Origin of the sequence: Polymorphospora sp. A560 (genome assembly GCF_045781765.1) — a bacterium.
Taxonomy (GTDB): Bacteria; Actinomycetota; Actinomycetes; order Mycobacteriales; family Micromonosporaceae; genus Polymorphospora; species Polymorphospora lycopeni.
Map to the genome: position 1 here is coordinate 5,638,769 of NZ_CP122282.1, position 20,688 is coordinate 5,659,456.

Here is a 20,688-nt window from a genome sequence, read left to right on the forward strand (position 1 = left end):
TGTCGGGGCGACAAGTCCGGACAATGGAACAGGTGGTACCAGGTTGCGGTACCGATCGCCGACGACCGCTACGAGGAGCACCTGCGAGGTTTGAAAGAGGAGCAGCCATGACCACGGCATCCAACTGGCGCGACGTCAAAGCGAAGGCCCGGGCTGCTGATCCCACTTGGGACACGGAGGAACGCACACTTCGCCGTGCCCAGATGCGCGAGGAGATGCTCGCCTCGGTCAGCGGCTCCCAACTCGCCGAGCTGCGTAAGAAGCTCGGGCTGCCCCAAGCCGAACTCGCCGAATCCACCGGTCTGAGCCAGGCTCGGATCAGTCAGATCGAGAACGGCAAAGCCACTAGCCTCGACACGCTCCGGGCCTACATCACCGGCCTCGGCGGGCACCTGGACATCGTCGCCCGGATCGGCAACATCCACCTCAACATCGCCTGACGGACGGAACGACCGCGTACGGTCCGCCGCCCCTGGACCGCGTACCTCGGGTTACTCGGGCCGGCCGCAATGGCAGCGGACGCCCTCGTCAAGTTCGGCATCGAAGCGATGACGCAGCTCGTGGCCCAGCGCAACCAGCTCCCGAATCTGCTCAGCGGTCAGCCGCCGACCTTCCCACATCAGCTCGGCGAGACCGTCGGAGTACGTGGGTGCGGGGACATCCTCGGTCATGTCAGGGGAAGAGTGCCCGTGCTGCAGTAGACGTCAATGAACCGCCAGCGCCTATCGATGCAGATCATGGGCACTGTCGCACTTTCGGTGCCCCACGCAGGAAGGAGCAGCCCCTATTCGCGCTCGCTTTCGTGTCGGGATCTGCCATAGACCGGGGTGTACTCGGGTGCAGCCTCGGGAACGTTCGGGTAGCGAATGCTGCCCTCAGTCTCCCACCAACGGCTTGTGTACTCGCTTGGATTCTTGTATTCGAATATTGCCGCCAGGCCGAGCAGGGAAATCGGATTGTCTGCCCAGAAGTCCCACCCACCCCGCTGAGCACAAAAGGTATCATTTTCCCTGTCGTGCCAGATTGAGAATCCTTTATGTTCCAGGACTGCGATTGCCGTCGTATAGACATTCACATGTTCGCTCAGTGTTGGCATCCCGACTCCTATCCGCCTCGCACGAGGGTCATCGCATCATATGGGATCACCCCTATGAACAGAACCTCCTCCGCGCGCCGCGCATCGCGAACTACGCGTGAGTTGCCGCTTCTTGTGGCGGCTTGCATGACATTATTATGATCAACAAATTTGGCTCCGCCTGCAATTGCCTTGTCGATATCGACTTCGACCAGCCCCTGACCTGAGGCGAACCGTTCGGTCGCATTCTGGGTCACCGATGCGGAGATGTGTTTGGTCGGGCGATTCAAGATATGGTCGACTATGGACCCAGTGGTACCACGAGGCTGCAGGCCCTCGCCGTTGTCGAATCGTTCACGATCCTCATAGCTCAACTGTCGGTAGACCTTGCGCCCACAGTCAGGCTTCTTGTTGTTGTTGTGGACGAGTACCGGCGCGTCGCCGGCTATCACATAGTACGTGTGGGTGTCGGCGACGGTGAGGTCACGCATCTCTTCGGCGCCAAGGTGGTTGGCTACCGCCGCGACCGTGGGGTTGGTGTTACCACTGCCGATGGTGGCGAGTCGAGTCTCGGCCTTCAGCTCAGCCGCGTCCACCCACTCACCGCCATCGCCATCCCAGAACGGGTGGTTCTGGGTGGTCTTGAGGACGCTGCTCTCACCGTCCTCGGTCTCGACGGTGAGGTCGGTGAGTTCGTGGTCGGTGTTGCGGTGAAGCTGAGTGACGGGCTTGGCGAGGGTGATGCCGGTTTCAGGATCGGTGGCTAGGACCTCATCGCCGATGTTGACGTCCTCGATAGGACGGGTCGTGCCATCGGCCATCAACACCTTGGTCGACGGGTCGAAGCTGTGTTGCGGAACCGCGCAACGGCCACCACTGCCGCTGTCGTTTGACCTGGTGGCGGCCGGTGGGCCGCCACCCCGCTTCCGCTGGTGGTGCCGCCCCGGACCGGGGTCGGGTTGGCGCCGGCCTTGCGGTTCGCACCGCCCAGGCCGGGAATCATGCCGGCGAGCATCGCCTTGGGGTCGAAGCGGCCGGTGGTCAGGACCTGGTCGAAGGCGTCCGAGATGCCGTTCTCGACGGCCTCGGTGGCCAGCCGGCCGAGGACGCTGTTGCCGATCCTGGAACCGACGGCGGCGGCGACCTTGCCGGCGATCATGCCGCCGGCACCGCCGGCCAGGCCGGACAGCGCGCCGGTGGCCATGGAGCCGAGGGCGTCACCGATGGAGTGGATGTCGCCCTGGGCGGCGTCCTTGGCCAGGTTGATCACCGCGCCGGCGCCGACCATGCAGGCGACGGCACCCACGCCGGCGGTCACCGCCGTGCAGGCGAGGCCGGCCAGGATCGCCCCACCGATGGCGGCGACCTCGATGATCATGTCCTTGTTTTCTTTGACCCACTTTGTTGCGGCGTTCACCCCGTCGGAGACGGCGGCGACGGTTTTCTTGACCACCCGGGTCGCTTTCGCCACGACCTTCTGGTGGGCCTGCTTGACGGCGTTGTAGGCCTTGGTCGCCTGTTTCTTCACCGCCTGGTACTTCTGGGCCACGTATTTGCGGCCGGTGTCGACGGCTTTCTTAACCGTCTTCGCCACCTTGGTCGCGGCCTTCTTGACGTTGTTGACCACGGTCGCGGCGACCCGGGCGACCGCCTGGACCTTCTGCGAGACGTAGGTGGTGACCGCCCGGTAGGCCGAGGAGACGTACGTCGTCACCCGGCTGACGGTGGCCTTCACGGCCTTCTTGAAGGCCTTGATCGGGTTGCCCCAGTGGCCGGTCGGGTCCGTGGTCGTCAGCGGGTTGCCGTCGCCGTACTGGTAGCGGTTCGCCGCGATGGACGCCGGCACCGGGCTGACGTTGGCCGAGTCGCGGGTGTCGAACTGGCCGGTGTCGGTGTTGTACCACCGCGCCCACATGTTGACGCGGTCGGTCGTGGTGTCGGTCCACTCCGACTGGTAGCCGAGCGAGCCGACCTGCCCGGCCGACGACACGACGGTGCCGAGCGGGTCGTAGGTCGTCGACCCGGACAGGGTGGTGCCGGTCGCGGTGAACTGGGCGATGACGTCGGTGTGCAGGTCCGTCCACACCAGGCGTTGGGTGCCGCCGGCCTGCGTGCCGATCAGGTCGCCGGCCGGGTCGCGGACGTACGTGGCACCGCCGTCGGCCGCCAGGTCGTTGCCGAGTCCGGCGTACGCGAACCCGGAGCGCAGCACCCGGCCGAAGGCGTCGTAGTCGTACGACTGGGTCGTGCCACCGGCCTGCTGAGCCCGTACCTGGCCGAACGCGTCGGTGCTCGTGGTACGCGTGCCCGACCCGCCGGACACCGTCGCGAGCGTTCCGCGCGGGGTGTACGAGTAGCTGTCCCCGGCCGCGGTGAGCAGCCGGTTCCGCTGGTCGTACGTGAACAGCCGCGAGCCGTTCTGCACCCGGTTGCCGGCCTTGTCGTACGCGTACACCGTGGTGGTGGTGCCGTCGTTCCACGACGTCAGCCGGTCGGCGAGGTCGTAGGTGTACGTGTTCGTCGCCGCTCCGGTGAACCCGGTCGTCGTCTTCGAGACGATGTTGTCGTTGGCGTCCCACCCGTACTCGACCTTGGCGATCGAGGTGCCGGACGGGGTCTTCAACTCGTCCGTGACCGGGCGGTGCCGGGCGTCGAAGGTGAAGTTGCGGGAGTTGCCCGACGAGCCGTACGTGATCTTCGAGACCTGGGACAGCGCGTTGTACGTGTTCGTCAGCGCGACCCCGGCGGTCGGGTTGTTGACCGTCGACAGCCGGCCCGCGCCGTCGTAGGTGAACGAGGTCGTTCCGGCGGCGTCGGCCCGGGAGGCGAGCCGGCTGTCGGCGGTGTAGGTGTAGGTGGCGTTGCCCACCGGACCGGTGATGGTCAGTGGCAGGCCGCGGTCGTCGTAGGTGATGTTGTTCGTGCCGGCGGGTGCGGAGAACGACGTCATCCGGCCGGCGACGTCGTAGCCGAACTCGCGGTCCTCGGTCGTCGCCTCGGCCCCGGCCCCGACCTGGGCGGTCAGCAGCCCGAGGTCGTCGTAGGTGTTGGTGACCGTGACCCCGCCCGGCGAGGTCTGGGTGACCGGCCGGCCGGCGGCGTCGTACGCGGTGACGAAGGTGCGGTCCGCCGTCGACGGGTGCGCGGTCGTCGCCGGCTCGACCTGCCACTCCGGCAGGTTCCACGAGTTGTACGTGGTGAAGAAGGCGTTGCCGCGGCCGTCGGTGAACCGGGTCCGGTTGCCGGCCAGGTCGTAGCCGAACGTCGTCTGGATGTCGTCCGACCCGGAGATCGGTTGGATCTCCCGGACCAGCATGCCGGTGGCGTCGTACTCGAAGGAGATGGTGGTGCCCTTGGCGTCGGTCGCGGCGACGACGTTGCCGTTCTTGTCGAACTCGCTGCTCTGCGTCGACAGGACCGTGCCGGCCGCGTTGTGCGCCCTCGTCTCCAACGGCCGGCCGGCGAGGTCGTGGGTGACGCTGGTGTACGTGCCGTCCGGCAGCGTCGTGCGGGTCTGCCGGCCGGCGCCGTCGTAGGTGTAGGTGGTGGTCTGGTTGGCGCCGTCGGTGGTGGTGAGCCGCTCACCGATCGCGTTGTAGGTGGTGGAGCTGGTGACGCCGGTCGGCGACGTCACCTGCGACAGCCAGCCGTTGGTGCCGTACGCGTAGGTGGTGGTGTGGTTGGTGCCGGTCTGCCGGACCACCTGGGTCGTGGTGAGCTGGCGGCCGAGGTAGTCGTACGTCGACGAGGTGACCGCACCGGTCGGGTCGGTCTGCGACAGCAGGTCGCCGACGTGGTCGTAGGTGTAGGTCGTCTCGCCGTCGTTGGGGGCGGTCACCTTCGCGACCCGGCCCATCTGGTCGTAGACGTAGCTGGTGGTCTTACCCAGCGGGTCGGTGGCCGAGGTGAGCTGCCCCATCACGTCGTAGCTGCGGGTGGCCTGCGCGACGACGGGCGTCGACGAACCGGGGGCGGTGTAACTCGGCAGCGTCTCCGACACCACCCGCCCGGCGGCGTCGTAGCCGGTGACCCCCCAGTTGCCGTTCGGGTCCTTGGTGTCGGTGATCTCGCCGAAGGTGTTGTAGCCGACCCAGGAGATGGCGTTGGCGAGCGTGGCGGGCTGCCCGTGGACCTCGGCCAGGACCGGCGGGGCGGTGGTCTTCACCGCGCGGCCGGCCTCGTCGTACGAGTGGTAGGTGGTGTTGCCGTTCGGGTCGGTGACCGCGACCGGGTTGCCGTCCTGGTCCAGGCCGTACGTGGTGCGGATGGTGCCGGCGCCGGCGGCGGGCGCGGTGCCGTTGTAGAGCGCGGTCACCTCGGTGCCGTTGAACGCCTTGCCGTACGTCTGCACGTCGCTGATCAGACCGGGCCACCGGTCTCCCAGCACGCCGTTGTGCTTGGACCTGCCGACGGCGAACGCACCTGTTGACGGCCACGACGACGGTTTCGGGGTGGATCCCTCCAGGGTGCCGTTGACGTAGAGGCGCAGTTCGCCGGCGGTCGCGTCGTAGACACCGGTGAGGTGCGTCCAGGTGTTGGTTTGCGGCGCCGTCGTGGACAGGGCGCGCACCGCCGCCGGTGTGTTCGTGTCGGTCGTGGAGGCGGACAGCGCCCAGCGATCGGCAGCTCGGTAGTACTGCAGGAAGAACCCGCTGGTGCGGTTCCCCTCCTGACTGACCGCGGTGGCGGTGGCGGTGGCGGAGGCCAACTTCACCCACCCGGCCACGGTGTAGCTGGCGGTCGTGTCGACGGATGGTCCGGCGGCGAAGAGTGCGTTGCCGCCGTTGAGCGAGACGGCACCACCGCGTTCACTCGACCAGGCCACCGCGGCGTCGCCGCTCAGGGTGTTGCCGCCGGCGGAGTCGCCGGCCTTGCCGCCGGTGGTCTCGTCGAGCCGCCAGCGTCCGGTCGGCGCCGCGCTCGTCGAGGTGTACGTGGCCTGCGAGACGAGGCGTCCCATCGGGTCGTACGCGGCGTCGGTGATGCCGAGCGTCGTTCCGGCCCGGGACATGCGGGTGGAGACGACGTTGTCGTTGCGGTCGTAGGTGCGGGTGGTGGTGCGGTTCAGCCCGGTCGGGTCGACGGTCGAGGAGACCTCCCGGCCGGCGGCGTCGATGGTGAAGTCGACGGTGGTGGCGCCGTTGTTGGTGACCCGCCTGACCACGTTGCCGGCCGCGTCGTAGGTGTTCTGCTCGACCACGAAGGTGCTGGTGCCGTCGGTTCTGGTGGTCCGTGCCGGCAGGCCGTTGTCGGTGTACGTGTATTCGGTGGTCCAGCCCATCGCGTCGGTTTCCGAGGCGAGCCGGCCGGCCGGGTCGTAGGCGTTGGTGGCGACCGTCAGGTCCTGGGCCGGGTCGGGGTCGTTCGGGTCACCGGTGAAGCCGACGATCTTCGTGGTCAGCAGGTTGCCCGCGGCGTCGTAGGTGTTGCGGGTGACGCCGTCGTCGGGTTCGATCTCCTCGACGATCCGGCCGTGCGGGTCGTACTCGAAGGTGGTGGTGGCGCCGGCCGCGCTGGTGTACGTCGTCTCCTGCCCGTGCGTGTTGTACGTGTACGTCTCGGTGCGCGCCGCGTCGCCGCCGGTGGTGTCGGCGGTGGTCCGTTCGACGACGTTGCCGTCGACGTCGTACCCGAGGGTGGTCCGCGCGGTGTGCACGGCGCCGGTGACCCGGTTGGTGACGGCGGGTTCGGTCTCGGTGACCATCCGGCCGAGCGCGTCGTAGGTGTACGTGGTGGTCAGGCCGGCCGGGAACGTGTCGGTGATCTCGGTTTCGGTGAGCGTCCGGCCGAGACCGTCGTACGTGTAGCGGATGACCTTGCCGGCCGGTTCGGTCACCTCGGCGACGTCACCGCTGGCGTAGTAGACGACGGACTGGGCGGTGCCGGCCGGGGTGGTCGCCGTCCTGGGCAGGCCGGCGGGCGCGAACCCGCCGTCGTGGGCGGCGACGGTGGTGCCGTCGGTGTACGCCGTGGTGGTGACCCGGGCGAGCGAGTCGGTGACCGTGGTCCGGTTGCCCTTGGCGTCGTAGCCGAACGTGGTCAGGTAGGTGTTGTCGGTCGCCGACGCAGACCTTCCGTCGCGGACGGTGAGCAGCAGGTCGTTGCGGGCGTCCGGGGTCAGCGTCGTCGACGTCGCGTCGGGATAGTAGGTGAAGTAGACCGACGAGCACCGGTTGGCGGCCTGGTCCTGGCAGGTGATCGACTGCCGGGTGTTGCCCCGTACGTCCTGCAGGGTCTGCGTCCACACGCCGCGCGGGTCGTAGACGAGGTTGCCGAAGCCGCCGACGTCGTAGCCGTAGCGGGTCACGTTGCCGAGCGCGTCGGACTGGGCGATGATCCGGTTTCCGTTGACGACGTCGTAGCTGTAGGACGTCTTCTCCCCGGTGGGGCCGGTGACCTCGACGGTCGACACCGGCATCGGGATCGCCGTGGCGACGCCGGAGACCATGGTGAGCGCGACCGGGGCGGTCTGCTTCGACGCCTCGAAGTGCGCCCCGACCTGGGCTGCGGAGAGCTGGCTGTGGTAGAAGGCGACCTCGGCGATCGAACCCGGCCAGTAGCCGGCGGACGACGTGCCGTGGTTCGGCCAGGATCCCTGCCACTTTCCGGCGCCGACGTAGGCGTAGGTCGCGCCGAAGTCGACCATCGGTCGGTTCATCGTGCCGACGAGAACACCGTCGAGGTACACCGACTGGGTGCTGCCTCCGGCACTGAGTACGACGTGGTGCCATTTGCCGTCGTTGACGCTACCGGCGGAGGTCACCGGTGGATCGGACGTCGCGTGGTTGAAGGTGCCCCGCAGCTTGCCGTCGGTGCCGACGTACAGGGCGGGAACCCAGCCGCCGGTGCCGGGGATGTTGTCCATCGGCATGCCCTGGTAGCCGAACAGGACGCCGCCGACGTTGTTGCCCGACGGCATCTTGAACCACATCTCGACCGAGTTCGGGCCGGTCGTCGGTACGGCGGTCTCCGGCAGGGTCACGTACGACGAGGTGCCGTTGAACGAGGCGGCCTTGCTGTCGGCGAACGGCCCGTCGACGCCCAGCGTGACGTTGTTGTAGGTGGCGGTGCCGCCCCGGACCTCGTTGACCGCGTCGCTGACGCCGACCTCGCCGAACCGCCAGTACTGGGTCGGCTTCGAGCCCAGGACGGCGGCCCGGTAGACGTCGCTGCTGCCGCTGACGGTCGGCGTACCCATGGTCCAGGTGCCGCCGTTCTCGTCGGTCACGGACGCGACCTTGCCGGTGGCCTTGTCGTACGCGACCTGCGCGGTGATCCCGCCGGACGGGCGGACGATCCCGTTCAGCACGTGGTGGGCGGTGGTGCCGGCCTGCTGGATGGCGGCCACGTTGGCGGGGGTCAGCGTCTGGTTGAAGAACGCGACGTCGGAGATGGTGCCGTTGAATCGGGCGACCCCGGCCGCCTGGTTCGAGCGGGCGTGGTTCGGCCAGGTGCCGCCGACGAATCCGGCGCCGACGTAGACGCTGTTGGCGCCGCCGTCGGCCGACTCGGCGATCGGTCCGGCAAGGGTGCCGACCGCCACCCCGTCGAGGTACAGCGTCTGCGTGGTGCCGGCGCCGGCGAGCACCACCTGGTGCCACTGGCCGTCGTTGACCGCGCCGGGTGACACGATGGGGGTGGCGGCCCCCTGCCAGAACTGGCCGCGCAGCTTGCCGTCGCTGCCGATGTACAGTGCCGGTACGTAGTTGCCCGCGGTCGTGCTGTTGGTGATCGGGTCCCGGCTGTAGCTGAACAGGACCCCGTCGGTGCCGGTGGTCTTGAACCTCATCGCGACCGACTGGTACTCGCCGTCGCTGATCAGGTTGCCGGGCAACTGGACCGAGGAGGTCGTGCCGTCGAAGGCAGCGGCGGTCGCGGTCGAGCCCGGCAGTCCGTTGGCCTGCCCCAGGGTCACGTTGGTGTATCCGGCGTTGTCGGCGCCGGCATTGCTCAGCACCCGGCTGGCGGCCACCGTCGCCCCGGTCGCCTCCTCGAAGCGCCAGTACGAACTCGGCCCGCTGTTGAGGACGGTGTTGGCGTACTGCGACGTGGTGTCGGAGGTGTAGGTGGTGCACTCGGTCGAACCGGTCGGCGGGCAGACGGACGCCAGCCGGTCCTCGGTGCCGTAGGTGTACTGCCAGGTGGTGACCTTCGTGGGGTCGCCCGGCACCACCGGGTCGGTCGTGACGGTCGAGACGTGCGGGTGCGCCGATCCGGCCGGCGCCGTCCAGGTGAGGTTCAGCGACCGTCCGGACGCCGAGGTCAGCTTCGTCGCCCGCCCGGAGCCGTCGTAGGTGAGGGACAGTGCCCGGCCGTTGGCGTCGGCGATGGACGTGACGGCGAAGGCCCCGGCGCCGCTCGGCTGCCCGAACGTGTAGACGGTGGCGTCCTTGTCGGTGAGTGTGTAGCCGGTCAGGGTGCCGCCGCTGTCGCGGACCTCCTTCAACGTCGCGAACCGGCCCGGCTGCGGGGTGAAGCTGCCGTCCGCGTTGCGGCCGAACGGCACCTCCTGCCCGGTCGGGTATCTGACCAGGACCGACTGCACACTGTTGGCGGCGTCCTTCACCTCGGTCACCCGTACGTCGACCACGCTGGACCAACCGGCGCCGAAGGCGTTCGCCCGGCGGGTGTCGAGGCTGTTGTAGCTACGGGTGATCGACAGCGACGGGCCGACGGTCGCGATGCTCGCGTCCGTCGCCGACGTGGTGTAGTTGCCGATGCTCGGGTCGAATCCCTTGCCGGCGTTCTGCGCCAGGGCGGAGGTCACCAGCGGTTGCGGGACCCGGGTGCTGAACGCCAGCGCCGGGTAGATGGTGCTGTTACTCGCCTTGTCGTTGACCTGGACGGTGTAGAGGTATTTCTTGTTCCAGGCCAGGCTTCCGGCCGGGATCCGCCACGCCTGGCTGCCGACCCAGCCGGAGTTGGCGACCTGGGCGCCGGTGCTGCCGTCGAAGACCACGAAGTGGTAACGGAACCCCTTGTTCGGCCACTTGTCGGGGTCGTGCACGCGGGCGACCAGTTCGGGGGTGAGAGTCTGCAACACCGCGTTGTTGCCCGGGTAGCGGACGTCGACCTGGGGCGCGTGGTTGTAGGTGTAGTCCAGCTCCAGGTAGGGCATGTAGGCGCCGCTGGAGTAGTTCGCGGAGGTGAACCGCTTCCAGGCGTTGGAGTTGGTCTCGGAGGCGGTCAGGGCCAGGCCGTGGTTCGCCCCGCCGGTGCCCCAGTCGTTGAAGGTGGCCGGGTTGAGCACCGCCCGGACCCACTTGCCGACGCTGCGGTTGCCGCTGGTGTTGGTGCACGACGGCCCGTGGTCGTTGACCGTCACCTGGCCGATCGGGTCGGTCATCGCCGGTGTGGAGGCCAGCCCGGCGTTGGTCAGGCCGGCGACGGTCCACGGCCCGGTGACCCGGTGCACGTAGAACGGCAGGAACTGGGTGCAACTGTAGGCCCACGTCTGGTACAGCCAGATCCGCACACCGGTGATCCGCAGGCCGTTGAAGCCGTCATCGCGGTAGTCGTCGAAGTGGATGAACGACCGGGCCTTGACCGTCCCACCGTTGTAGGTGCCGACCGGCAGGTTGTCCCCGTTCTGGTTCGTCGTGTTGGGGTCGTTGTCGATGTAGACGTCGCCGGTGGTGTCGGTGTGCGCGGTCGGGTCGACCCGGACCGGGTAGACGCGGTCGGGATGGTTCAGCCAGGCGGCGTCGGCGACCACCCGCAGCGCGGGTTCACCGTCTACCGTGGTCAATTCGTAGTGGACCGGCCCCTGCGCGGGTGCGCCGGACTGCGGGTCGACCCGGGAGTCCTCCATCCACCCGGTGGGGATCCAGGCAACCACCGCGCCTTCGGCGTTGCGCAACTCGACCGATCCCTGGGAGTCGAGCTGGGCGGTGAGCCCCTCCAGCCGAAGCGGGAACACCCACGACGAGCCGGCGGCGGACGACCTCAGGACGAGCGTCTCCTTGATCCCGGACGGGATGGCGCTCAGTTCCACGTCGGTGTACGGCAACACGTCGCGGTACAGCGCGGTGCCGCCGGCTACCTCTGGTTCACCGATCGTCGCGCCCTGCAGGCTCCACGCCAGTACTTCACCGGACGGGAGGGTCAGCGAGGCCAGCTCGGCCCCCTGGTCCGCACCGTCCGACGCGCCGCCGCGTGCGGATGCTCGGCCTGGTTCTCCCGCCATGGCGATGCCGACGCTGTTGGCCTTGACGTGAAGACGACCGTCGGCCCGTTCGACCAGCGTCGAGTCGATGGGCTGCCAGGTGCCGTCGGCGGCCCGGTAGTTGACCGGGTCGGTGTAGGTCCGGCGGGTGATCGAGCCGTCGGCGTTGCGGAAGACGTCGGATCGGGCAGTCGACTGTGCCGCCTGCCGCCTGCTGGTCTTCGGGTCGAAGCGGCTCTCGGTGCTGGGCGTGGTTTCCGGAGCGCTGTCCACCTCGTGCGGCGTGTACGGCGCCAGCGTTCCGGGCGCCGGGGCGGGCACCCGGCCGGCGCCTCCGGCGGCCCGGGTGGCATCCGCCGACACGTAGTGGTCGGGCGGGGTCGGGTCGCCCTGCCTCTGCACCGGCATCCCGAGGAACGCCCGTGCGCCGTCGGCCCAGGAGGGACGTTGCGCGAACCAGGACAGCCACGACGTCGGGAACGATCCCCCGGCGGGGACCGCACCGGGTGGCACCGCCACCGTCAGACCGAAGACCACAGCGACGATCAGCGCGCCCCGCCGCAGCGCACGCCCACCCCAACGCGCCACGAAGACTCCCCTTTTGTCGAAGACCCGCGGGGAGTCTTCGGGAAGATCGAGAGCGGCACAAGTCCCGTTTTCTCAAAATACGGGACGCCAGTTATGCGCTCCGGGGTCACCTCATGCCATTTCCGTGACCAGTCGCCGAATCACACTTCGGAGATCATCTGGTGCACCGGCTTCCACAACGGACACGTTGTCGAGGGATGCACCGCCCCCGATCCCCACGAATCGCACATTCGGGAATCTCGGGGCAATAGACTGCAAAGCAGCAACGGGCGCGTCACCGACCGTGATCACCGTGTCGCATCGACTCTGCGCCAAACTCGCCAGAAAAGTTCCCGCGTTCTCCGCCGTCTGTGGACCGTCCACCTCGAGGAACTGGACCTTGACAAGAGTCTCCACGGATGCGTCCTGCATCCCCGACCAGATCGGCGCCGCCTCCGGGCTCTGCACCCCGGACGCACCGGTCAGCAGGCAGGCGGTGACGTCGCGGTACTCCCGCGCCCGTGGCTCCGATTCGGGTTCCGGCCACAACACCCAGGTCAGCAGGGCACCCACGGCCACGACCAGCGCGACCGACAACGCGACCACCACCCGGCGTGGCGGCCGGCGCCAAGGCCCGGCCGGCGACGTACGACTCTTCGTCTTCGCGGCGATCCGCGCACCGCGACCCACTCCACCACCCAGCACGGCCAGCACCCTACCGGCCGGCGGACCGATCCAGCCGCCGTCGACCGCCCCGGTCGGCGCACCCGGGCGCGCGGCGGTGGGCCGTCGGGGACCCGGCGGAGAATTTTCCGGCGAGGATGTCGAGGACGGCTGGCCGGCACCGTTCACCAGGTGACAGCGCGCCGGCCGCGGCGCTCACGACCAAGGAGCGAACCATGAAGTACCTGCTGATGATCTACGGCAACCAGGAGAAGTGGGACTCGATCCCGGCCGAGTCGTGGCCGGAGGAGATCGCCAAGCAGGACGCGTTCAACCGGAAGTACCAGCAGACCGGTGAGCTGATCGGCGCGTATGGGCTGGCCGACGCCGCGGCGGCGAAGCTGGTCCGGCGGGCCGACGGCGCGCCCGCGGTCACCGACGGCCCCTACCTGGAGACCAAGGAGTACATGGCGAGCTTCTACCTGCTGGACTGCGAGAGCGAGCAGCGGGCGTACGAGATCGCGGCGGACATGCCGTGGGCCCACCTCGAGCCGGTCGAGGTGTGGCCGGTCCTGCACGAGGCACCCGCCGACCTGTGACCGCCGATCGGGGGGTCGAGGGCCTGCTGCGCGACCTGGCGCCGCAGGTCCTCGGCGCGCTGGTCCGCCGCTACGGGCAGTTCGACCGGTGCGAGGACGCGACCCAGGAGGCCCTGATCCGCGCCGCGCTGCGGTGGCCGGCCGAGGGCGTACCGGAGAATCCGCGCGGTTGGCTGGTCACGGTCGCCGCGCACCGGCTGCTCGACGAGGTACGCGCCGACCGGTCCCGGCGGGGCCGCGAGGACGCGGTCGTGGCGGCGACGCCGCAGTCGGAGTTGCTGGGCCGGCCGGCGGACGCGGATCGGGACGCCGACCGGGACGACTCGCTGAAGCTGCTGTTCCTGTGCTGCCATCCGGCGCTGTCGCCGCCCAGTCAGATCGCGCTGACGCTGCGCGCGGTCGGCGGCCTGACGACCGCGCAGATCGCGGCCGCGTTCCTGGTGCCGGAGCCGACGATGGCCCAGCGGATCAGCCGGGCGAAGCAGACCATCCGGGCCAACGGCGGCACGTTCGCGATGCCGTCCGGGCCGGACCGCGCGGCGCGGCTGGCCGCCGTCCTGCACGTGCTGTACCTGCTGTTCAACGAGGGCTACACGGCGACGGGCGGGCCGGACCTGACCACGCCCCGGCTGTCCGACGAGGCGATCCGGCTCACGAGCTGGCTACGGCGGTTGCTGCCGTACGACGCCGAGGTGGCCGGGCTGCTGGCGCTGATGCTGCTCACCGAGGCCCGCCGTCCGGCCCGTACGGCACCGGACGGCGCCCTGGTGCCGCTGGCCGAGCAGGACCGCGCCGCCTGGGACCGCGAGCTGATCGACCGTGGGGTGGCGCTGGTGAGCGAGGCGCTGGCGCGCGGCCCGGTCGGGCCGTACCAGGTGCAGGCGGCCGTCGCCGCGCTCCACGACGAGGCCGAGACCCTCGACGCGACCGACTGGCCGCAGATCCTCGCCCTGTACGACCTGCTGGAGCGGCTCGCGCCGGGGCCGATGGTCACCCTCAACCGGGCGGTGGCCGTCGCCATGGTGCACGGAGCCGCCGCCGGTCTGGCCCTGCTCGCGGAGCTGGCCACGGACACCCGGCTGGCCCGGCACCACCGCCTCCTCGCGACCCGCGCCCACCTGCGGGAGCTGGCCGGTGACCGGACCGCCGCGGCCGCCGACTACCGGGCGGCCGCCCGGCTCGCCACCAGCCTGCCCGAACGTCGTCATCTGACCACCCGGGCCGCCCGGCTCGAACCATGAGAGAACTCTCATGAAGCCTTCATCCGGCGGTCATCCCGATCCACCAGCCTGTTGCCGGTGAGTGCGCAGAAGGTGGCCACCGGGGTGGGGCTGGCCGCACTGGCCGCCCTGTTCGTCGGCGTCGGGCTGCCGGCCCTGCTGCCTCCCGCGGCTGTTCCGGAGATCCGCATCGTGGTACCGGTAACGGAGAACGCCGAGATGGGGACGGCGGACGAGGCGGAGCCGGACCCCACCGGGCAGGTGCCGCCGGCCACCGGAGGGGACGACGATGACGACGACGGGGGCGGATCCCGGCCCGGCGGTGGATCGGGCGACGACGGTGAGGATGACGACGACTCCGACGATGACGACGACGACGGAGACGACGACTGAGCTGGCCGGGCCGCCCGCCGGACGATCCTGGCGGCCCACCGTCGGCCTGCGTACGCGGCTGCTGGGCTGGGCCCTGGTCCTGCTCACGGTGGCCAGCCTCAGCTCCGTGGTGGTGATCCGGCAGGTGCTGCTCAACCAGCTCGAGAACCGGACCGGTGCCTACCTGGGCCAGGAGGTGAGCGAGTTCCGTCGGCTCGCCGCCGGCCTCAACCCGGCGACCGGACAGCCGTTCGGGGCCGACCTGCGCGCCATCGCCGACACCTACCTGCTGCGCAACGAGCCGCAGGAGGGCGAGGTCATGCTGATCTTCGTGGAGGGGACGTTCTACCGGTCCTCGGCCGACGCCCCGTACGACCTCACCCGCGACACGGCGTTGACGGCCCGCTGGGTCGCGCTCACCACCAGCGCCTACGGCGAGGTCGAAGGCGGGCCGGCGGCCCGGGCCCGGTGGCTGGCCGTACCGGTCCAGATCGACGACGACGTACGCGGGCACTTCGTCGTCGCGCAGTTCAGCGGTGGGCCACGGGCCGAGATCGACCGGGCGGTACGGACGATGGCCCTGGCCTGTGCCCTGGTGATCGTGGTGGTGGCGGCCGGCGGCTACCTGGCGATGGGGCGGGCGCTGCGCCCGTTGCGGTCGATGACCGAGACCGCCCGCGACATCGAGGAGACCGACCTGTCCCAGCGGATCGCCGTCACCGGCTCCGACGAGGTGGCGGATCTCGGCCGGACGTTCAACGGCATGCTCGGCCGCCTTCAGGGGGCGTTCGCCGCGCAGCGGGCGTTCATCAGCGACGCCGGGCACGAGTTGCGTACCCCGATCACCATCGTCCGTGGGCATCTGGAGCTCATGGGCGACGATCCGGTCGAGCGGCGGGAGACGGTCGCGCTGGTGACCGACGAACTGGACCGGATGAACCGGATGGTCGACGACCTGCTGATGCTGGCCCGTGCCGAGCAGCCGGACTTCCTGCGCCCCGAGGAGGTGCCCATCGCCCTGATGATGGCCGAGGTCTACACCAAGGCGGCCGCGCTCGGCGAGCGGGACTGGCGGCTCGGCCCGGTCGCCGAGGTGACCCTGCGGGCGGACCGGCAGCGGCTCACCCAGGCGCTCATGCAGTTGGCGCAGAACGCGGTGCAGTTCACCGGCCCCGGTGACCGTGTCGAACTGTCCGCCCGGGCCGAGCACGGCCGGCTCCTGCTGGCGGTCCGGGACACCGGCATCGGCATCGCACCGGAGGACCGGGAGCGGATCTTCCAACGGTTCGCCCGGGCCGAGCCGGGCCGGCAACGCGCGGAGGGCGCCGGTCTGGGCCTGGCGATCGTGTCGGCGATCGCGGCGGCGCACGGCGGTACGGTCGCCGTCGACAGCATTCCGGGCGCCGGCTCCACGTTCACCCTCGTCCTGCCCGGGGTCGGGGCATGAACCGGATACTCGTCGCCGAGGACGAGCCCCGGATCGCCTCGTTCCTGGAGAAGGGGTTGCGCGCCGCCGGCTACGTCACCACCGTGGTCACGAACGGCACGGACGCCGCCGCGTACGTACGCGACGGCGCGTTCGACCTGATGATCCTCGACCTCGGTCTGCCCGGGCAGGACGGTCTGGCCGCGTTGGCCCAGCTCCGCACTCGCGGGGAACGGATCCCGGTGATCGTGCTGACCGCCCGGCACGCGGTCTCCGACCGGGTCACCGGGCTGGACCTGGGCGCGGACGACTACATGACCAAGCCGTTCAGCTTCGAGGAGTTGCTGGCCCGGGTCCGGGCCCGGTTGCGTGACCAGGGCCGGCCGGCCGCCACCGAACTGGTCGCCGGGCGGGTACGGATCGACCTGATCCGTCGTACGGTGACCGTCGGGGACCGGGCCGTGGAACTGACCGCCCGGGAGTTCCTGCTCGCCGAGACCCTGATGCGCCACCCCGGTCAGGTGCTCAGCCGGGAGCAACTCCTCGACCGGGTCTGGGGGCTCGGCCACGACCCGGGGTCCAATGTGGTCGACGTCTACGTCGGCTATCTCCGGCGCAAACTCGGCGGCGATGTGATCCACACCGTCCGGGGAATGGGGTACCGGCTCGTCCTCTGAGCCGTCCCGCCCGGATGAGACGACTCTCATGGCGGCCTCACCGGTCGCTCAGCCGTGATCGGGACCCTGAGGGTCATGATCAGACCCGACCTGCTGACCGGCCCCGACGCGGGCGAGTTCCTCCGGGCCGCCCTGGCCGGGGCCGGCGCCGAACTCCTGTCCTGGCGCACGCGTCAGGTCGAGCACCAGCCCGGCCGGGGTGCCACCGCCGCGTACCAGGTCCGGGTGCGGTGGCCGGACGGGCGTACGACCGAGGAGCGGTTCGCGGCCTGCACCCGTACCCCGCCCGAGGGCACCCTGCTGCTCGACGACGGTGACACCCGGCTGGCGGTGTGGCGGTTCCCCCACGACCCGTACCTTCCGGGCCTGAGCGCCGCGTACGACCCGGAGGCCGTCGCGGGGGCGCTGGCCGACCTGGGTCTGGGCGGCGGCCCGGTGCGGCTGACGGTGCGCGCCTACCGGCCACGGCGACGGGCCGTCCTGGAGGCGGTCAACGACCGGGGCCGGGTCTTCGTCAAGGTGGTCCGGCCGGCCCGGGTCGCCGCCCTGCACGAGCGGCACCGCCTGCTCGCCGCCGCCGGGGTGCCGGCGCCGCAGAGTCTCGGTTTCACCCCCGACGGGCTGCTGGTCCTCGCCGCGCTGCCGGGGCGGACTTTGCGGGAGGTGCTGCGTGGCCGCAACGCTCCGCTGCCGGACGGGGAGCAGGTGCTGGACCTGCTCGACCGGTTGCCGGCCGAGCTGACCCGGCAGCCGCGCCGGACGTCGTGGGGCGAGCGGGCGCGGCACTACGCCACCGTCGTCGGCTCGGCGCTGCCGGCGGAGACGGAGCGTTGTACGGCACTGGCGGAGGCGATCGGGAACGAGGGGGGCACCGGGCCGACGGTGCCGGTCCACGGCGACTTCTACGAGAGCCAGCTGCACGTCCTGCACGGCCGGATCAGTGGACTGCTGGATGTGGACACGGCGGGGCCGGGCGACCGCCTCGACGACCTCGCCTGCCTGCTGGGGCACCTGTCGGTGCTGGCCCAGATCGACCAGGCGCGGTCCGGTGCGATCAACCGCCTGGGCGCCCGCTACCTGACCAGCTTCGCCCGCCGGGTGGACCCCGCCGACCTGCGCTACCGGGTCGCCGCGGTGGTGCTCTCGCTGGCCACCGGGCCGTACCGGGTGCAGGAGCCGGGCTGGCCGGCGACCACCCGGCGCCGGTTGGACCTCGCGGAACGCTGGCTGGCCAGTGCCCGTGCGGTCGGGACCGGTGCCGGTCCGGGGCGGATGAGGGATCTCTCACCGGCGGGTCAGAAACCCCTCATCCGGGTCCCGAACCCTGGTACGTGAGCAGCGCTGTTCAAGAACGAACGATCCTCTCTACAGAAGGAGTTGCCCGATGCGGATCAAGAGATCCTGGAAGATCGTCGCGGGGGCCGGTGCCGCGGCCGCCGTACTCGGCCTGGGTGCCACCGCCGCCATCGCCAGCGACGGCATCGACCTGAAGGACCGCACCACCCCGACGGAGAACGGGCGGATCGGCGACCCGGGAAGCGTGCCGGTGGCCGACGACTCACCGGAGTCGGCGGACAGCCCGGCCGAGTCCCCCTTCGACTCCGCCGACTCCCCGAACGACAGCCCGGACGACCCGGGCTGGACCGAACCGGCGTCGGCGGACTCCCCGTTCACCCCCACCTCGCCGGCCGACTCCCCCGCGTCGGCGGCGTCGGCGGCGTCCGTCGCGTCGGCGGCGTCCGTCGCCTCGGCCGCGTCCGCCGCGTCACCGGTCTCGGCCGCTTCGGCGGACTCGCCGGCGTCGGCCGACTCGGGAGATTCGGGAGACTCGGCCGACTCGCCGTGATTCCGGTACCGCTGACGAGCCGGCGGCTGGTCACCGCCTGACGGCGTGCCCGGGGACCGGTCGGGCCCCGGGCACGCCCCACCACCGTCAAGTCATGATCGTCTGCGGTTGAGGCATTCCGGGTACGGCGTGTCAGGTGCCTGGGCCGCAGACGATCGAGACGCGGCCGGGCGGGATACCGCTGTCGAGGTTCACAGCGAATTCGGCGTAGGAACAGCGAATTCGCTGTGGGCCGCAACAGCACACCTGCCCCGGTCCGGCTGCCCCGGGCTGCCGGACCGGCCGCACACCGGTGTCACCGCGGGTGGTGGCCCTGGCGGGCACCACGGATGAAGCCGGCCTTGCCGGCTCGGTAGCGCGGCCGGTCCCGGTCGTTCTCGGCGGCGAGCCGCCGCTTGAGGGCGGCGTACGCGTCGCGCGCTTCACCGTCGGCGCGCAGGTGGTCGCGGAAGGCGAGCCATTCACGCCATCCGTCGGAGCGCCGCTCGACCACGTGGAGGTGGTGCGTGCGGCGGGCGATGTCGGGGTGGCACAGCGACCGTTTACGGTTCTCGGCGTCGCCGGGTTCGGGGGCGTGGACCCAACCGATACCGGCCAGCGCGGGCAGGACGGGCGCGAGGTCGGCGTGGTCGTCGGTGACGGCCAGCATGTCGATGATCGGCTTGGCGGCGAGGCCGGGTACGACCGTACTGCCGATGTGGGCGATCGGGTCGGTCAGCAGGTCGCCGAGTACGGCTTCGAGCCGTAGCCGCTGCTCCTCGAAGGACGCGGCCCAGGTGGGGTCGTGGTCGACGATCGTGATCCGGTCCAGTCGCTCGGGCATGGCGACATCCTGCCGCAGTCGTTCCGCGGGGCGGCACGACGCGGGCCGGTGCCACGACGGCCGCGCCAGCATCGAGTCGTATCCGCGAGTCGGGTTCGGTGCCCGAGAGGAGACGACGATGGTGCAGACGACTGCCTGGGTGCCCGGTACGACCGGCCCCGTGATCGGCGTACCGGCCTGGGCCGGTGCCCGTTGGGGCGGCAACGGCGGGGTGGACAACGGGCGTGGCCCGTACGGTCACACCGCGCCGCCGCCCGGTGTGACGTCCGGGGCGGCGCTCGGTGCGGCGTACTGCGGGGTTCTGCCCGTCCTCGCGGCCCAGGGCCGGGGCTACGGCTACCTGACGAAGATCACGAAGGCCGGCACGCTGGTCGACGCGACCGGCGCGAACTCGGGGACGGTGACCGTGAACGCGGCGACCGGCACGGTGGGCGTGACCGTCACCCGGGCCGGCGCGGTCCTGCAATATCTGGACATCGTCGGACAGTTGTCCATCCGGGCCCGCGACGTCACGGTCCGGTACTGCCGGATCGACGGCCGCCCAATCACCGGCACCGGCAAATACCTGGTGTCCACACAGGACGCGAATCCGGGGCTGGTCATGTCGTACTGCGAACTGCTCTGCGGCCAGGCGATGTCGGCGGCGTTCCCGCCGTACGGCGGTTACACCGCCCGCTACAACGCGGTGCACGAGGTCAGCAACGACGCGTTCAAGGTGGGCCGCGACGCCCTGGTCGAATACAACTGGGTGTACGGGCTGCGCAAGGCGCCCGGCGCGCACGCGGATCCGGTGCAGTGGACGTCGGGCGACAACATCGGGGTGCTGTTCAACCGGCTGGACTGCTTCACCGGCGCCGCCGACGCGCCGTCGCCGGAGGTGATCGACTTCGCCAACGGCACGTTGCAGGTGGGGACGATGAGCGGCAACGGGTCGTGGTTCCTGATGACCGACAACTACTGCAACGGCGCCAACTACGTCATCCGGGTCGGCAACCAGAGCCCGCAGAACGGCTACACCACGCAGCACGCCTTCTGGTTGCGGAACCGCTTCGGCCGGCAGTTCATCGCCGGGCCGGTCTACGACTCGATCCAGGCCAGTGCCGACCAGGTCTTCGACGACACGAACGTGTGGCATCAGAGCGGGCGGACCTACCGGCGTACCGGGAACCCGCCGGTCTGGTACTACAGCCATGTCGTCACGGCCGGCCAGCCGGTCAGCGACTGGACGCCGGTCAGCATGGGCCGCTACCCGTGA

General features: G+C 70.2%; 15 protein-coding genes. 9 read left to right on the forward strand and 6 right to left on the reverse strand.

What is annotated here, in order from left to right:
* Positions 1-107 precede the first annotated feature (107 nt).
* On the forward strand, positions 108-440 hold the full coding sequence (locus QCD66_RS25205) for a helix-turn-helix domain-containing protein (protein ID WP_375735952.1): 333 nt from the start codon (positions 108-110) through the stop codon (positions 438-440).
* A gap of 51 nt (positions 441-491) precedes the next feature.
* On the opposite strand, the gene QCD66_RS25210 is transcribed toward QCD66_RS25205, so the two are convergent.
* From QCD66_RS25210 to QCD66_RS25230, 5 genes are all read right to left on the reverse strand, one after another.
* Positions 492-671 carry a hypothetical protein gene (locus QCD66_RS25210; protein WP_375735953.1) on the reverse strand — a complete coding sequence of 60 codons (180 nt, stop codon included), beginning with the start codon at positions 669-671 and terminating at the stop codon, positions 492-494.
* A 113-nt stretch (positions 672-784) separates the two neighbouring features.
* Positions 785-1,096, reverse strand: coding sequence for a hypothetical protein (locus tag QCD66_RS25215; protein ID WP_375735954.1), 312 nt, complete (start codon positions 1,094-1,096; stop codon positions 785-787).
* An 8-nt stretch (positions 1,097-1,104) separates the two neighbouring features.
* Positions 1,105-1,896 (reverse strand): polymorphic toxin-type HINT domain-containing protein, encoded by a 792-nt coding sequence (locus QCD66_RS25220; protein WP_407566802.1) that lies wholly within the window; start codon positions 1,894-1,896, stop codon positions 1,105-1,107.
* Positions 1,896-11,828, reverse strand: coding sequence for a LamG-like jellyroll fold domain-containing protein (locus QCD66_RS25225; RefSeq protein WP_407566803.1), 9,933 nt, complete (start codon positions 11,826-11,828; stop codon positions 1,896-1,898). The genes QCD66_RS25220 and QCD66_RS25225 overlap by 1 nt, the downstream gene beginning before the upstream one ends.
* Positions 11,829-11,939: 111 nt before the next feature.
* A complete protein-coding gene (locus QCD66_RS25230) occupies positions 11,940-12,404 on the reverse strand; it encodes a hypothetical protein (RefSeq protein WP_364214203.1) in 465 nt (154 codons plus the stop codon).
* Positions 12,405-12,706: 302 nt separating this feature from the next.
* Here QCD66_RS25230 and QCD66_RS25235 point away from each other — a divergent pair, with 302 nt between their 5' ends.
* From QCD66_RS25235 to QCD66_RS25265, 7 genes are all read left to right on the forward strand, one after another.
* Positions 12,707-13,069, forward strand: a complete 363-nt coding sequence (locus QCD66_RS25235; protein WP_375735956.1) for a YciI family protein — start codon at positions 12,707-12,709, stop codon at positions 13,067-13,069.
* Complete coding sequence (locus QCD66_RS25240; RefSeq protein ID WP_375735957.1) at positions 13,066-14,310, forward strand: RNA polymerase sigma factor; 1,245 nt, start codon at positions 13,066-13,068, stop codon at positions 14,308-14,310. Before QCD66_RS25235 ends, QCD66_RS25240 begins: the two co-directional genes overlap by 4 nt.
* 57 nt (positions 14,311-14,367) lie before the next feature.
* The gene (locus QCD66_RS25245; protein ID WP_364214194.1) at positions 14,368-14,682 is read left to right on the forward strand and encodes a hypothetical protein; all 315 of its coding nucleotides are present in this window, start codon (positions 14,368-14,370) and stop codon (positions 14,680-14,682) included.
* Positions 14,654-16,108 carry an ATP-binding protein gene (locus QCD66_RS25250; protein ID WP_375735958.1) on the forward strand — a complete coding sequence of 485 codons (1,455 nt, stop codon included), beginning with the start codon at positions 14,654-14,656 and terminating at the stop codon, positions 16,106-16,108. The genes QCD66_RS25245 and QCD66_RS25250 overlap by 29 nt, the downstream gene beginning before the upstream one ends.
* Positions 16,105-16,764 (forward strand): response regulator transcription factor, encoded by a 660-nt coding sequence (locus QCD66_RS25255; protein ID WP_375735959.1) that lies wholly within the window; start codon positions 16,105-16,107, stop codon positions 16,762-16,764. The genes QCD66_RS25250 and QCD66_RS25255 overlap by 4 nt, the downstream gene beginning before the upstream one ends.
* A gap of 75 nt (positions 16,765-16,839) precedes the next feature.
* Positions 16,840-18,099, forward strand: a complete 1,260-nt coding sequence (locus QCD66_RS25260) for a phosphotransferase family protein (RefSeq protein WP_375735960.1) — start codon at positions 16,840-16,842, stop codon at positions 18,097-18,099.
* 49 nt (positions 18,100-18,148) lie between these two features.
* Positions 18,149-18,610, forward strand: a complete 462-nt coding sequence (locus tag QCD66_RS25265) for a hypothetical protein (RefSeq protein ID WP_375735961.1) — start codon at positions 18,149-18,151, stop codon at positions 18,608-18,610.
* 295 nt (positions 18,611-18,905) lie between these two features.
* On the opposite strand, the gene QCD66_RS25270 is transcribed toward QCD66_RS25265, so the two are convergent.
* Complete coding sequence (locus QCD66_RS25270; protein ID WP_375735962.1) at positions 18,906-19,433, reverse strand: GrpB family protein; 528 nt, start codon at positions 19,431-19,433, stop codon at positions 18,906-18,908.
* 118 nt (positions 19,434-19,551) lie between these two features.
* Here QCD66_RS25270 and QCD66_RS25275 point away from each other — a divergent pair, with 118 nt between their 5' ends.
* Complete coding sequence (locus QCD66_RS25275) at positions 19,552-20,688, forward strand: hypothetical protein (protein ID WP_407566804.1); 1,137 nt, start codon at positions 19,552-19,554, stop codon at positions 20,686-20,688.

What these genes read in the sequence shown, in the direction of transcription:
- QCD66_RS25235 (WP_375735956.1), top strand. Translation starts at nt 12,707, where the DNA reads ATGAAGTACCTGCTGATGATCTACGGCAACCAGGAGAAGTGGGACTCG.
- QCD66_RS25220 (WP_407566802.1), bottom strand. Translation starts at nt 1,896, where the DNA reads ATGGCCGATGGCACGACCCGTCCTATCGAGGACGTCAACATCGGCGAT.
- QCD66_RS25265 (WP_375735961.1), top strand. Translation starts at nt 18,149, where the DNA reads ATGCGGATCAAGAGATCCTGGAAGATCGTCGCGGGGGCCGGTGCCGCG.
- QCD66_RS25275 (WP_407566804.1), top strand. Translation starts at nt 19,552, where the DNA reads ATGGTGCAGACGACTGCCTGGGTGCCCGGTACGACCGGCCCCGTGATC.
- QCD66_RS25270 (WP_375735962.1), bottom strand. Translation starts at nt 19,433, where the DNA reads ATGCCCGAGCGACTGGACCGGATCACGATCGTCGACCACGACCCCACC.
- QCD66_RS25215 (WP_375735954.1), bottom strand. Translation starts at nt 1,096, where the DNA reads ATGCCAACACTGAGCGAACATGTGAATGTCTATACGACGGCAATCGCA.
- QCD66_RS25260 (WP_375735960.1), top strand. Translation starts at nt 16,840, where the DNA reads ATGATCAGACCCGACCTGCTGACCGGCCCCGACGCGGGCGAGTTCCTC.
- QCD66_RS25255 (WP_375735959.1), top strand. Translation starts at nt 16,105, where the DNA reads ATGAACCGGATACTCGTCGCCGAGGACGAGCCCCGGATCGCCTCGTTC.
- QCD66_RS25210 (WP_375735953.1), bottom strand. Translation starts at nt 671, where the DNA reads ATGACCGAGGATGTCCCCGCACCCACGTACTCCGACGGTCTCGCCGAG.
- QCD66_RS25205 (WP_375735952.1), top strand. Translation starts at nt 108, where the DNA reads ATGACCACGGCATCCAACTGGCGCGACGTCAAAGCGAAGGCCCGGGCT.
- QCD66_RS25250 (WP_375735958.1), top strand. Translation starts at nt 14,654, where the DNA reads ATGACGACGACGACGGAGACGACGACTGAGCTGGCCGGGCCGCCCGCC.